Below are 12677 nucleotides of genomic sequence, written 5' to 3'. Positions count from 1 at the left end.
TCTTACTTCTCCTCGGAGCCGGTGGGGCGGGTGTGGGTGACGGCGGGTTCGTTGCCACCGAGCAGCAGGTACAGAACGGCCATCCGGATGGAGACTCCGTTTGCGACCTGCTCGATGGCGGTGCAGCGCTCCGAGTCGGCGACCCCGGCGGTGATCTCCATGCCGCGGACCATGGGACCGGGGTGCATCACGATGGCGTGCTCGGGCATGCGCGCCATGCGGTCGCCGTCGAGGCCGTAGCGCCGCGAGTACTCGCGCTCGGTGGGGAAGAAGGCGGCGTTCATGCGCTCGCGCTGGACGCGCAGCATCATCACCGCGTCGGACTTCGGAAGGGTGCTGTCGAGGTCGTACGACACCTCGCACGGCCAGGTCTCGACGCCGACCGGCACCAGCGTCGGCGGGGCCACCAGGGTGACCTCGGCGCCGAGGGTGTGCAGCAGGTCGACGTTGGAGCGGGCCACGCGGCTGTGCAGGACGTCGCCGACGATCGTGATGCGCTTGCCGGACAGGTCCTGCCCTATCCCGGCGTCCCGGCCGACCAGGCGACGGCGCATGGTGAAGGCGTCCAACAGGGCCTGGGTGGGATGCTGGTGGGTGCCGTCGCCGGCGTTGATGACGGCGGCGTCGATCCAGCCGGAGTTGGCCAGGCGGTACGGGGCTCCGGAGGCGCCGTGCCGGATGACCACGGCGTCGACGCCCATGGCCTCCAGGGTCTGGGCGGTGTCCTTCAGGGACTCGCCCTTGGACACGCTCGACCCCTTGGCGGAGAAGTTGATCACATCCGCGGACAGCCGCTTCTCGGCGGCCTCGAAGGAGATACGCGTGCGCGTGGAGTCCTCGAAGAAGAGGTTCACGACGGTGCGGCCGCGCAGGGTCGGCAGCTTCTTGATCGGCCGGTCGGCGACCCGGGCCATCTCCTCGGCGGTGTCGAGGATCAGGACGGCGTCGTCGCGGGTGAGGTCGGCGGCCGAGATGAGATGACGCTGCATCTGTCAGGCTCCGTAAGGCAGTTCAGGTCGGGATCGGGGTCTGGGGCCCGCGGCGGTAGCCGCTTGTGTCACGGCCCCGGAAGGCACATTCGGCACGCGCGCGTGGAGGCGCACCGAGCGGGCGTACGGCAGCGCCATACGCCTTCTGCGTGCTACTGGGGCTGCTTCGCGCCGAGCAGCACGGTGTCGCGACCGTCCTCCTCGGCGAGCTGGACCTTGACCGTCTCCCGCAGCGACGTGGGGAGGTTCTTGCCGACGTAGTCGGCGCGGATGGGCAGTTCGCGATGGCCGCGGTCGACGAGGACCGCGAGCTGGACCGCGCGCGGACGACCGATGTCGTTCAGGGCGTCGAGGGCGGCACGGATGGTGCGGCCGGAGAAGAGCACGTCGTCGACGAGGACGACGAGGCGGCCGTCGATGCCGTCACCGGGGATCTCGGTGCGGGCCAGCGCACGCGGGGGATGCATGCGCAGGTCGTCGCGGTACATGGTGATGTCGAGCGAGCCGACCGGGATCTTGCGCTCGGTGATCTGCTCGAGCTTGGTGGCAAGCCGCTGGGCGAGGAAGACGCCGCGGGTGGGAATGCCGAGGAGCACGACGTCGTCGGCGCCCTTGGCGCGTTCGACGATCTCGTGGGCGATGCGGGTCAATACCCGCGCGATGTCAGGGCCTTCGAGAACGGGCCGGGCATCGGACGCTTGCGTGTCCTGTTGCCTGTCCATACGAAAGGGACCTCCTTCTCCGCCTCACGGGACGGACCTTAAAGGACGTCTGGTTTGCGCCATCCACCGTAGCAGGCCCGCGACGCGGCACCGTTCACCCCCTTGGCCCAATCGGCCACCGTCGGCACGGAAGCGTCGGTGTGGACCATTCGGCTTGACGCGCCAGAGTAACGCTGCGTAACCTCACAGTGAGTTACCAACCGCGCGGCATGGAACCCACACCAGGCCGTCGACCCAGTGCCGGGGAGCTATATGTCCAGCGAATACGCCAAACAGCTCGGGGCCAAGCTCCGGGCCATCCGCACCCAGCAGGGCCTTTCCCTTCACGGTGTCGAGGAGAAGTCCCAGGGACGCTGGAAGGCCGTCGTGGTCGGTTCGTACGAGCGCGGCGACCGTGCCGTGACCGTGCAGCGCCTCGCCGAGCTGGCGGATTTCTACGGCGTTCCGGTGCAGGAACTGCTGCCGGGCACCACGCCGGGCGGTGCCGCCGAGCCGCCGCCGAAGCTGGTCCTGGACCTGGAGCGGCTCGCCCACGTGCCGGCCGAGAAGGCGGGTCCGCTGCAGCGGTACGCCGCGACGATCCAGTCGCAGCGCGGTGACTACAACGGCAAGGTGCTCTCGATCCGCCAGGACGACCTGCGCACACTCGCCGTCATCTATGACCAGTCGCCGTCGGTCCTCACCGAGCAGCTGATCAGCTGGGGTGTGCTGGACGCGGACGCACGTCGCGCGGTCTCCCACGCAGAGGAGAGCTGAGCGCTCCCCACGGGTTCGCCCCACTTAGCAGAAACGTGCCGCCGGGGTGGCCGGAACTATGCGGTTCCGGCCACCCCGGCGGCTTTCTACGGGCCTCGAGGGCCGCATGAGTACCAAGACGCCGGAGGGCCCGCAGCATCCCCGCTGCGGGCCCTCCGGCGTCTTTGAAAGCCCTTACGCTTCCTCTCGGCGCAGCGAGGGCTTCAGGTCCTTGAGCCGGCCGAGGAGACCGTTCACGAACGAGGGCGACTCGTCCGTGGAGAACTCCTTCGCCAGCTGCACCATCTCGTCGAGCACGACCGCGTCCGGGGTCTCGTCGACCCAGATCAGTTCGTACGCGCCGAGGCGCAGGATGTTGCGGTCCACGACCGGCATCCGGTCGAGCGTCCAGCCGACCGAGTACTGCGCGATCAGCTCGTCGATCCGCTTCGCGCGCTCCGCGTAGCCCTCGACCAGCTGCATCGTGTACTCGCTCACCGGCGGCTGCCGGGTGTCGTCCCGGGAGAGCCGGATCCAGTCCGCGAGGACCGTCAGGACGTCGGCGCCGCGCTGGTCGCCCTCGAAGAGGATCTGGAAGGCGCGCTTGCGGGCCGTGTTGCGGGCAGCCACGGTTAGCTGTTCACCCGGCCGAGGTAGTCGCTGGTGCGGGTGTCGACCTTGATCTTCTCACCGGTGGTGATGAAGAGCGGGACCTGGATCTGGTGACCGGTCTCCAGGATGGCGGGCTTGGTGCCGCCGGTGGAGCGGTCGCCCTGGACGCCGGGCTCGGTCTCCTGGATGGTCAGCTCGACGGCGGCCGGGAGCTCCACGAAGAGCACCTCGCCCTCGTGCTGGGCGACGGTGGCGGTGAAGCCCTCGATCAGGAAGTTGGCGGCGTCACCGACGGCCTTGCGGTCGACCATCAGCTGGTCGTACGTCTCCATGTCCATGAAGACGAAGTAGTCGCCGTCCATGTAGGAGAACTGCATGTCGCGCTTGTCGACGGTGGCCGTCTCGACCTTCACGCCGGCGTTGAAGGTCTTGTCGACGACCTTCCCGGAGAGCACGTTCTTGAGCTTGGTGCGCACGAAGGCCGGGCCCTTGCCGGGCTTGACGTGCTGGAACTCGACGACGGACCAGAGCTGGCCGCCTTCGAGCTTGAGCACCATGCCGTTCTTGAGGTCGTTCGTGGAAGCCACGGTTGCGGAATCTCCTGGACTGACGTGGACGACCCCGGCGCACGCTCCTGTCTAAAGGGCGAGCAGCTCCTTGGTCGTGATGGTGAGTAGCTCGGGTCCGCCGTCCGCCTCGGGGCGGACGACGAGCGTGTCATCGATCCGGACGCCGCCCCGGCCCGGGAGGTGGACCCCCGGTTCGACGGTGACCGGCACACAAGCGTCCAGTTTACCCATGGCCGCGGGAGCCAATTGCGGGTCCTCGTCGATTTCGAGCCCGACACCATGGCCGGTGAGGGGTGGCAGGCCCTCGTGGTACCCGGCGGAATCCAGCACCTGACGTGCGGCGCGGTCCACGTCACGGTAGGCGGCGCCGGGTGCCAGGGACTCCCGTCCAGCCCGCTGAGCGGCGAAGACGAGGTCGTACAACTCGATCTGCCAGTCGGCGGGGGACGTACCGATGACGAAGGTCCGGCCGATCTCGCACCGGTAGCCGCGATACGTCGCACCCAGGCAGACGGAGAGGAAGTCGCCCTCCTCGACACGGCGGTCCGTGGGCCGGTGGGCGCGCCGGCCGGCGTTCGGGCCGGTGGCGACGGAGGTGGGGAAGGCCGGGCCGTCGGCGCCGTGATCGACCAGGCGGCGTTCGAGTTCGAGGGCGAGGTGGCGCTCGGTGCGGCCGACGAGGATGGATTCGAGGAGCTCCCCGAGTGCCTGGTCGGCGATCTCGGCCCCGATCCTGAGGCAGGAGATCTCCTCCTCGTCCTTGACCACTCTGAGCTGCTCCACGGCTCCGCCGAGGTCGGTGAGGCGCAGTCGGGGGACGACCGAGCGGATGGCTCTGTGGCGGGCCACGGTGAGGTGGTGTTCCTCCACGGCCAGGGAGTCCCCGCCCTGCGCTGCCGCCAGGTCGGCGGCGGCGACGGCGGGATCGCCTCCGGCGCCGGGGAGGGTGTGGATCCGCAGTGCCTCGTCGGGGCGGCCCTCGGCCGGCCGGTCCTCCAGTGGGCCGGAGCAGACCAGCAGGTCCTCGCTCTTGCCCAGGAGCAGTACGGCGCCCTGCGGAGCGGCGCCCGCGAGGTAGCGGACGTTGGCGGGGCGGGAGACGACCGCGGAGGCGCTGCCGCTGGCTTGGCAGCGTTCACGTAGGCGGGTCCGGCGGGCGGCGTACACCTCTGACATGACCCGAGCGTATGGGCTCCGCCGGTTTGGCGCCGGTTGAGGGCGTCTGAGTGGGCGGTGTCCGGATTGTACGGGTTGGTGAGGTGCCGTTTCGGGGAGCGGGGTGCCACCGGAGGTTGTCAGCCGTCTGCGGGCCGGTGGGGGGTTGGTCGCGCAGTTCCCCGCGCCCCTTGGGTACCCCCACCCCCGTTGGCTACCAGTTCGGGGGGCTTGCGATTGAGCGGGCCAGTACGTCGTCCAGTACCTGGGCCGTCTGTGGGACGTCCAGCTGGGAGTTGTCGATGATCGGGAGGCCCGAGCCGTACCAGCCCGCCATGCGGCCGTGGATGCGGGCCACCTCCTCGTCCGTGAGGCGGCGGTTGCCCGAGCGCTCGGCGTTGCGCTCCAGGACGATCTCCAGGCCGGGCAGGAGGACCACCGGGAGCAGGCCGGGGCCCACATGGCGCTTCCAGCCGCCGAGGCCGACCACCGGGCGGTCGGGGAAGACCGCGTCGTCGAGGATGCACGAGATGCCGTTGGCCAGGAAGTTGCGCGCGGCGAAGCCGCAGGTGCGGCGGGCGAGGCGGTACTGGGCCTCGGAGTGGTCGTTCCAGCCGGACTGTGGGTCGGCGAAACCCGAGCGGACCCATTCGCGGACGTCGTCGAGGCTGATGTGGGCCGTGGGGACGCGGCGGTGGTCCGCCCAGTACTTGGCGACGCTCGTCTTGCCGGCGCCCGCCGGTCCGATGAGCAGCACCGCGAGGGTCGTGGTCGTCGGATCGGGCGCCGCGGTGGCGGGCGGGGTGCTCGGCATGCCGACGGGGCCGCCGGGTGGCAGTTGTACGTGGCCCGTGGTCTCAGGCGCCGGCGGGGCCGGGACTTGGTGCGGCGTGTGCGGGACCGGGCCGGGGGGCGCGAAGCCCGGCGCCGGAGGTGGAGGAGGAGGGGGCACGGGGGCGGACCCCTGGTGCGGGGCAGGGCCCGGATGCTGGGCAGGGCCCGGATGCTGGGCAGGGCCCGGATGCGGTGCGGGTCCCTGGGGCGCGCCCGGGTGATGCGGACCCGGGTGGTGTGCGGCCGGTGACCAGCCGTGCCCCGACTGGTGGGGCGGCGGCAGCGGAGAACCCACTGCGTGCTGCATCCGGTGCCACTCCGTCTCGTCTTCCATGGCCATTGGCGCTGGCAGCGGGCACGAACCCGCCTCGCTACCGAACGGTACCGCCACCGGCCGCCGTTTGGTGAACGGCCGGTGGCGGTCTGAAGTGCCCATCGCCACAGGCGAATCGGACGGAAGGGTGGTTCGCTGGACTTACTGGCCGACTTCGCCGTACGCGGCGAGGAGCACGGCCGGGTCCGGTCCCTCCAGTACGGTCGGCTTGGCCAGACCGTCCAGGACGATGAAGCGCAGCAGGTCGCCGCGGGACTTCTTGTCGACCTTCATGGTCTCCAGCAGCTTGGGCCACTGGTCGTAGCGGTAGTGCAGCGGCAGGCCGACCGATTCGAGGATCGTGCGGTGACGGTCGGCCGTCGCGTCGTCCAACCTCCCGGCGAGACGGCCGAGTTCGGCGGCGAAGTGCATGCCCACCGCGACCGCGGCACCGTGCCGCCACTTGTAGCGCTCGTTCTTCTCGATGGCGTGACCGAGCGTGTGGCCGTAGTTGAGGATCTCCCGCAGACCCGACTCCTTCAGGTCCGACGAGACCACCTCGGCCTTGACCCGGATGGACCGCTCGATCAGCTCGGCCGTGTGCGGGCCTGCCGGGGTCCGCGCGGCCTGCGGGTCGGCCTCGATCAGCTCAAGGATCGCCGGGTCGGCGATGAAGCCGGCCTTGATGATCTCCGCGAGGCCGGACACGTAGTCGTTGACCGGCAGCGACTCCAGCGCGGCCAGGTCGCACAGCACACCGGCCGGCGGGTGGAAGGCGCCGACGAGGTTCTTTCCCTCGGCGGTGTTGATGCCGGTCTTGCCGCCCACCGCGGCGTCCACCATGGCCAGCACCGTGGTCGGGATCGCGATCCAGCGCACACCGCGCAGCCAGGTCGCGGCCACGAACCCGGCCAGATCCGTGGTCGCCCCGCCGCCGACGCCGACGATGACGTCACTGCGGGTGAACCCGGACTGACCCAGCGCCTTCCAGCAGTAGGCGGCCACCTCGGCGGTCTTCGCCTCCTCGGCGTTCGGCACCTGGATGGCGACCGCCTCGAAGCCCTGCCCGGCCAGGTCCGCACGGAGCGCCTCGCCGGTCTCGGCCAGCGCCTCGGGGTGGATCACGGCGACACGCTTGGCCTTGTTGCCGATCAACCCGCCCAGCTCGCCGAGGAGTTGACGGCCCACCAGGACCTCGTACGGGTCGGATCCCGCGGTGCCGCCGACCTGGATCCGCGTCACTGCCTCGCTCATGCGTCCTTCAACTCCAGTGCGTCCAGGGCCGCTTGGGTCACTTCTTCGGGGGTACGCCCGTCGGTGGCCACGACCGCCGTGGCGACCTCTTCGTACAGGTGACGGCGGGCCTCCATCAGCTCCCGCCACTGCTTGCGCGGGTTGACCGCGAGCAGCGGGCGGGCGGCGTTCAGGCCGGTGCGCTTGACGGCCTCCCCGACGTCCATCGAGAGGTAGACGACCCGCTGTCCGGCGAGCAGTGCGCGGGTGTCGGCGTCGAGGATCGCGCCGCCGCCCAACGCCAGGATGCCGTCGTGCTCGGCGAGCGCCCGGTGGACGGCCTGCTTCTCGATCGCCCGGAAGGCACCCTCGCCCTCGTCGACGAAGATCTCCGCGATGGTCCGGCCCTGCTCGGCGACGATGTCGTCGTCGGTGTCCCGGTAACCGACCCCGAGCCGCTCGGCCAGCAGCTGACCGACGGTGGACTTGCCCACCCCCATCGGCCCGACCAGCACGACGACAGGCGCTGCGCTCATCGGATGGCCAGGTTGTCGAGGTAGGAGGTCACGTTGCGGCGGGTCTCGGCCACGCTGTCGCCGCCGAACTTCTCCGCCACCGCGTCCGCGAGGACGAGCGCCACCATGGCCTCGGCGACGATGCCGGCCGCCGGCACCGCGGACACGTCCGAGCGCTGGTGGTGGGCCTGCGTCGCCTCACCCGTGGTCACGTCCACGGTCTGCAGGGCCCGCGGCACGGTCGCGATCGGCTTCATCGCCGCCCGCACCCGCAGCAGCTCACCCGTGGTCAGACCGCCCTCGGTGCCGCCCGAGCGGCCCGACGTACGCCGGATGCCCTCGTCGGTCTTCACGATCTCGTCGTGCGCCTTGGAGCCGGGCACCCGGGCCAGCTCGAAGCCGTCCCCGATCTCGACGCCCTTGATCGCCTGGATGCCCATCAACGCACCGGCGAGGCGGGCGTCCAGCTTGCGGTCCCAGTGCACATGCGAGCCCAGGCCCACCGGCACGCCGTACGCCAGGATCTCCACCACGCCACCGAGCGTGTCGCCGTCCTTGTGGGCCTGGTCGATCTCCGCGACCATCGCCTTCGACGCGTCCGCGTCCAGGCAGCGCACCGGGTCGGCGTCCAGCCTCTCGACGTCGGCCGGCGTCGGGTACACGCCCTTCGGCGCCTTCGCCGCAGCCAGCTCGACCACATGGGAGACGATCTCGATCCCGGTCGTCTCCTTCAGATACGACCGGGCCACCGCACCCAGCGCCACCCGCGCCGCCGTCTCACGGGCGGAGGCACGCTCCAGGATCGGCCGGGCCTCGTCGAAGCCGTACTTCTGCATACCCGCCAGGTCGGCGTGACCGGGACGCGGCCGGGTCAGCGGCGCGTTACGGGCGAGCCCGGCCAGGATCTCCGGGTCGACCGGGTCGGCCGCCATGACCTGCTCCCACTTGGGCCACTCCGTGTTCCCCACCATGATCGCGACCGGGGAGCCCAGGGTCAGACCGTGCCGCACACCGCCGATGAACGTGACCTCGTCACGCTCGAACTTCATGCGCGCACCGCGTCCATAACCGAGACGGCGCCGGGCCAGGTGGTCCGCCACCATCTCCGTGGTGATCGGCACGCCGGCGGGAAGACCCTCCAGCGTCGCGACGAGTGCGGGGCCGTGGGACTCCCCCGCGGTCAGCCAGCGCAACCTGCTCAACGGTGCTCCTCGATGCTCGCGCCCTGGTACTGCCCTGCGTACGCGTGTCCTCGCGTACGGCGACGGCGCGACCGGGTGCGCGGCCCCGGCCCGCCAACTCCGATCCTCCCACGTCCGGCGGCGCGGCCCGGCCGTCGGTCCACCAAGCGGACGGCCGATGGACGGTGCCGGGCGCCGGAAGTGATCACGCGGGGCCGCTGCCCTGCGCCTGCTGCGGGGCGTAGGAGCCGAGGTAGTCGGCGCCGCTGCCCTGAGCGCCGGGCTGCACGGCGTGCGCCTGCTGCTGCGTGGCCTGCGCCTGCTGAGGGGCGTAGGAGCCGAGGTAGTCGGCACCGCTCGGCTGCTGCGCGGGCTGCTGGGGAGCGTACGGACCCAGGTAGTCGGCACCCCGTCCCTGCCCGGTCTGCGCCGCGGCCTGCACGGCCGGACCCTGACGCCTTGCGCGCCGCTGGGCGATCTTGCGCTTCAGCTTGAAGACCCACGACCCGACGACGAGCAGCACGATGAGAACGAGCACAGGGATCTGCACCCAGTCCGGCATGAACTGCAGGATGACCTCGAATATCTCGCTCTTGCCGGACGCCAGCGGCACACCAGTGGACACGGTTCGTGCTCCCCCTCTGTCTTTCTCCGCCCCCTGCGGAACCTTGCTCCGCCCCTGCGGAACTCAGCGGATCTTAGCGGGCCGCGAGGGCGCGCTCTCCCGCTTTTCGCATGGCGTCCAGGGGCGCCGGGGCACGGCCGGTCATCTGCTCCACCTGCAGCACCGCCTGGTGCACCAGCAGGTCGAGGCCGCTGACGACGGCTCCGCCGAACATGGACCAGCGGGCCGCCAGAGCGGTCGGCCAAGGGTCGTAGAGCACGTCGAAGAGGGTGGCGGGGCGCTCCGGTACGGCGGCGGCGAGGGCGTCGGTCGTGCCGGCCGGGGTGGTCGCGATGACCAGCGGCGCGCGCAGCGCCCGGTCCGCGTCGGCCCAGTCCGCTGTCCGCACCTCGACGTCCAGCCGCTCACCCCACTGCCGCATCTCGGCGGCACGCGCCTCGCTGCGCACGTACGCCACGACCTCGCCGGTGCAGATGCGTGCGAGCGCGGCCAGCGCGGAGGACGCCGTGGCGCCCGCGCCGAGGATGGCCGCCGAGTCGACCTGTTCGATGCCGCGCTCCCGCAGGGCGGCGACCATCCCGGGGATGTCGGTGTTGTCACCGACGCGGCGGCCGTCCTCGGTGAAGACGACCGTGTTGACCGCCTCGACCGAGGCCGCCGTATCGCTGATCTCGTCGAGCAGCGGAATGACAGCCCGCTTGAGCGGCATGGTCAGCGACAACCCCGCCCACTCGGGCCCGAGTTCGGCGAGGAACCCGGGCAGAGCCGCCTCGTCGATCTCGAACCGGTCGTACGACCAGTCCACGAGCCCCAGTTCCTCGTATGCGGTGCGGTGCAGCACCGGAGAGAGGGAGTGGGTGATGGGCTTGCCCAGGACGGCGGCCCGGCGGGCGTCAGTTGCCCCTGCTCTCATTGAACTTGTCCTTGAGCCTGAGGAATTCATCGTGGGTCTTGGCGAATTCGGTCTTGTTCACACCGTCGGTCGCCACGAAGTAGTACCAGCCCTGGTCGGTCGGGTTCAGCGTTCCCTTGATCGCGCCGTCCCCCGGGTTTCCGATCGGGCCGGGCGGCAGACCCTTGTGGTAGTACGTGTTGTACGGGTCCGGGTTGCTCTTGATCTCCGACTCGCTGATGTCGATGTTGCTCTGCCCCTTCAGGTAATTGAAGGTCGAGTCGAACTGCAGAGCACCGTAGGTCTCGGGATTCGCGAGGTCGAGACGGTTGTAGACCACTTCCGCCATCTTGCGGTAGTCGTCGTCGGTCTTGCCCTCGGCCTGCACGAGGCTGGCGACCGTGATGACCTGCAGCGGGCTGTCCAGCTTGAGCGCCTTGGCCTTGGCCTCCAGATCCAGCGACTCGTACTTGTTCGCGGCCTGGGTCACCATTTCCTTGAGGATCGCCTCGGGCTTCATGCCCTTGGCGGCGGCATAGGTGCCCGGGTAGAGGAAGCCCTCCAGCGGGTCCTTGATCTTGCTGTTGTCGTTCGCCCAGCTCGGAAGTCCGAGGCTCTTGTATTTCTCCTCAGCGATCTTCTTGGTTGCGCCGGACGACAGTTCGAGCTTTTTATCGATCGCCGTGTAGACGGCCACATTGCGGTCGCCCGGCCTCACCAGAACGCTGTTCTGGCTCTTCGGGTCGAGCATCATCTCGACCGCGCTCGCGGCGGACATCTGCTTCTTGAGCAGGTAAGCGCCCGCCTGGATCTTGCCCCCGTCGGGATTGTCCTGCTGCGCGGCGACGAAGGCGTCGACGCTCTTCACGACACCCGCCGCCTTCAGCAGCCGGCCGATCTCGGATCCGAGCGCGCCCCTGGGGATCTCGACGGTCACCGTCTCGCTGGTGCCCTCGCCGGCGAAGTCGGGCGCGGCGCCGAAACGATCCTGGTAAAACTGGTACCCGAAATATCCGACGCCGCCGACGCCTCCGGCGAACACCAGCGCGACGACCAGACAGGCGGATCCACTGCGGCGCTTCTTGGGCTTGCCGCCCCTGCCCCGGCGGTCGCCGCGCCCCCGGCCGTTCCCCGACTCGTCGTCGAAGTCGTCGTCATCATCATCGTCGCCACCGGCGAAGAACGCGTGTTCACCCTGGTCGGGCCCGGGATCCCAGTCGGTCTGAGGTGGCTCCGGCTCGGTCTGCCGCCGGCTCGGCGGCTCGGGCGGCGGATAGGCCTCGGGCGTGCCGTAGTAGTCGTGCTGCCCACCGCCGTACGCCGCGGCCTGCTGCCCGTAGGGGTCCCCCGGATCGGGGTACTGGACGTGTCCGTGGTTGCCGGTCCCCCAGCCGCTGTTGTCGTACGACTGCTGCGCCTGGCCCCCGTACTGCTGCTGGTCGTACTGCTGCTGGTACTGCTGGCTCTGGCCCTGCTGCGGGTACTGCTGCTGCGCCTGACCGTATGCGGCCTGCTGGCCGTTGCCCCAGTCGCCGTAGTGCTGTGGCTGCTGCGGCTGCTCCGGATAGTGCTGCGGCTGGCCGCCGTAGGCAGCCTGCCCGCCCGAAGGGGCCTGCTGCCCTTCCCATCCGCCGTCCCCGAACAACGGGTCCTCGGGATGCCACGGTTCGGAGCCTGGGCTCCGGCCATACTCAGTCATCGATCCCCTAGAGCCGCGAGGCGGCGGTCACGCGGCTGCTGAAGATCCGGCTACCGTCCCGCCTCTCTCTGTGCCCCGGCTGTTCGAATACCGGCGCATCGCGCGGAACGTTACCGTATCGCGATCAGATAACCACTTCGACGCTCTCGCCGGGAGCTTTACCTGACACCCGTTCGGATTCGAGCGCCTGCTGCAAGATGATCACGGCAGCTGCCTGGTCGATCACCGACCGGCCCTTCTTCGACTTCACGCCCGAGGCGCGCAGTCCCTGACTGGCCGTCACGGTCGTCATCCGCTCGTCCACGAGTCTGACCGGTACGGGCGCGATCATGCGGGCGAGCTCCTGGGCGAAGCCCCTGACCTTGACCGCGGCCGGGCCCTCGCCTCCCTTGAGGGAGCGAGGAAGTCCGACGACGACCTCGATCGGCTCGTACTCCTCGACGAGTTGCTTGAGGCGGCGATGAGCTGCCGGGATGTCCCGGCCCGGGACGGTCTCCACCGGTGTGGCGAGGATCCCGTCGGGGTCGCACGAGGCGACGCCGATGCGGGCGTCGCCGACGTCGATCGCGAGGCGGCGGCCGCGGCGCATGCCCCGGCCGTCGC

General features: G+C 70.1%; 14 protein-coding genes. 1 reads left to right on the top strand and 13 read right to left on the bottom strand.

Going from position 1 to position 12677, the window contains the following annotated elements:
- Positions 1-2: 2 nt before the first annotated feature.
- Positions 3-989, bottom strand: coding sequence for an aspartate carbamoyltransferase catalytic subunit (locus ACZ7L6_RS37075; protein WP_471931792.1), 987 nt, complete (start codon positions 987-989; stop codon positions 3-5).
- A gap of 152 nt (positions 990-1141) precedes the next feature.
- On the bottom strand, positions 1142-1711 hold the full coding sequence (pyrR, locus tag ACZ7L6_RS37070) for a bifunctional pyr operon transcriptional regulator/uracil phosphoribosyltransferase PyrR (RefSeq protein ID WP_398827751.1): 570 nt from the start codon (positions 1709-1711) through the stop codon (positions 1142-1144).
- A 252-nt stretch (positions 1712-1963) separates the two neighbouring features.
- On the opposite strand from pyrR, the gene bldD reads away from it, so the two are divergent.
- Positions 1964-2467, top strand: coding sequence for a transcriptional regulator BldD (gene bldD / locus ACZ7L6_RS37065; protein WP_004002691.1), 504 nt, complete (start codon positions 1964-1966; stop codon positions 2465-2467).
- Positions 2468-2641: 174 nt separating this feature from the next.
- Here the strand turns inward: bldD and nusB are convergent, their stop codons facing one another.
- The 11 genes from nusB to ruvX all read right to left on the bottom strand — a co-directional run bounded on the left by nusB (position 2642) and on the right by ruvX (position 12663).
- On the bottom strand, positions 2642-3076 hold the full coding sequence (gene nusB / locus ACZ7L6_RS37060) for a transcription antitermination factor NusB (protein ID WP_398827753.1): 435 nt from the start codon (positions 3074-3076) through the stop codon (positions 2642-2644).
- Positions 3077-3078: 2 nt separating this feature from the next.
- On the bottom strand, positions 3079-3645 hold the full coding sequence (gene efp / locus ACZ7L6_RS37055) for an elongation factor P (RefSeq protein WP_285511385.1): 567 nt from the start codon (positions 3643-3645) through the stop codon (positions 3079-3081).
- A gap of 51 nt (positions 3646-3696) precedes the next feature.
- Entirely contained in the window at positions 3697-4803 is a 1107-nt protein-coding gene (locus tag ACZ7L6_RS37050) for an aminopeptidase P family protein (protein ID WP_471931789.1), read from the bottom strand.
- A 193-nt stretch (positions 4804-4996) separates the two neighbouring features.
- Entirely contained in the window at positions 4997-5923 is a 927-nt protein-coding gene (locus ACZ7L6_RS37045; protein ID WP_471931787.1) for an AAA family ATPase, read from the bottom strand.
- A gap of 168 nt (positions 5924-6091) precedes the next feature.
- Positions 6092-7183 carry a 3-dehydroquinate synthase gene (gene aroB, locus ACZ7L6_RS37040; protein WP_471931785.1) on the bottom strand — a complete coding sequence of 364 codons (1092 nt, stop codon included), beginning with the start codon at positions 7181-7183 and terminating at the stop codon, positions 6092-6094.
- Positions 7180-7698 (bottom strand): shikimate kinase, encoded by a 519-nt coding sequence (locus tag ACZ7L6_RS37035; protein WP_471931783.1) that lies wholly within the window; start codon positions 7696-7698, stop codon positions 7180-7182. The genes aroB and ACZ7L6_RS37035 overlap by 4 nt, the downstream gene beginning before the upstream one ends.
- Positions 7695-8879 (bottom strand): chorismate synthase, encoded by a 1185-nt coding sequence (aroC, locus tag ACZ7L6_RS37030; RefSeq protein ID WP_471931781.1) that lies wholly within the window; start codon positions 8877-8879, stop codon positions 7695-7697. Before aroC ends, ACZ7L6_RS37035 begins: the two co-directional genes overlap by 4 nt.
- Before the next feature lie 184 nt (positions 8880-9063).
- Positions 9064-9483 (bottom strand): hypothetical protein, encoded by a 420-nt coding sequence (locus ACZ7L6_RS37025; protein WP_471931779.1) that lies wholly within the window; start codon positions 9481-9483, stop codon positions 9064-9066.
- A 73-nt stretch (positions 9484-9556) separates the two neighbouring features.
- Positions 9557-10396, bottom strand: coding sequence for a shikimate dehydrogenase (locus ACZ7L6_RS37020; RefSeq protein ID WP_471931777.1), 840 nt, complete (start codon positions 10394-10396; stop codon positions 9557-9559).
- Positions 10377-12074: an endolytic transglycosylase MltG gene (gene mltG / locus ACZ7L6_RS37015; protein WP_471931775.1), complete on the bottom strand. Its 1698-nt coding sequence runs from the start codon at positions 12072-12074 to the stop codon at positions 10377-10379. Before mltG ends, ACZ7L6_RS37020 begins: the two co-directional genes overlap by 20 nt.
- A 124-nt stretch (positions 12075-12198) precedes the next feature.
- Positions 12199-12663: a Holliday junction resolvase RuvX gene (ruvX, locus tag ACZ7L6_RS37010; protein WP_126399301.1), complete on the bottom strand. Its 465-nt coding sequence runs from the start codon at positions 12661-12663 to the stop codon at positions 12199-12201.
- Positions 12664-12677 lie beyond the last annotated feature (14 nt).

The sequence above is a fragment of the Streptomyces sp. NPDC107522 genome, from assembly GCF_055657525.1.
This window is presented reverse-complemented; position numbering and strand designations above follow the sequence as displayed.

Bases quoted from the DNA above. Each gene is read 5' to 3' on its own strand.
- ACZ7L6_RS37075 (WP_471931792.1), bottom strand. From the start codon at position 989: ATGCAGCGTCATCTCATCTCGGCCGCCGACCTCACCCGCGACGACGCC.
- pyrR (WP_398827751.1), bottom strand. From the start codon at position 1,711: ATGGACAGGCAACAGGACACGCAAGCGTCCGATGCCCGGCCCGTTCTC.
- bldD (WP_004002691.1), top strand. From the start codon at position 1,964: ATGTCCAGCGAATACGCCAAACAGCTCGGGGCCAAGCTCCGGGCCATC.
- ACZ7L6_RS37050 (WP_471931789.1), bottom strand. From the start codon at position 4,803: ATGTCAGAGGTGTACGCCGCCCGCCGGACCCGCCTACGTGAACGCTGC.
- ACZ7L6_RS37045 (WP_471931787.1), bottom strand. From the start codon at position 5,923: ATGCAGCACGCAGTGGGTTCTCCGCTGCCGCCGCCCCACCAGTCGGGG.
- aroB (WP_471931785.1), bottom strand. From the start codon at position 7,183: ATGAGCGAGGCAGTGACGCGGATCCAGGTCGGCGGCACCGCGGGATCC.
- ACZ7L6_RS37035 (WP_471931783.1), bottom strand. From the start codon at position 7,698: ATGAGCGCAGCGCCTGTCGTCGTGCTGGTCGGGCCGATGGGGGTGGGC.
- ACZ7L6_RS37020 (WP_471931777.1), bottom strand. From the start codon at position 10,396: ATGAGAGCAGGGGCAACTGACGCCCGCCGGGCCGCCGTCCTGGGCAAG.
- mltG (WP_471931775.1), bottom strand. From the start codon at position 12,074: ATGACTGAGTATGGCCGGAGCCCAGGCTCCGAACCGTGGCATCCCGAG.
- ruvX (WP_126399301.1), bottom strand. From the start codon at position 12,663: ATGCGCCGCGGCCGCCGCCTCGCGATCGACGTCGGCGACGCCCGCATC.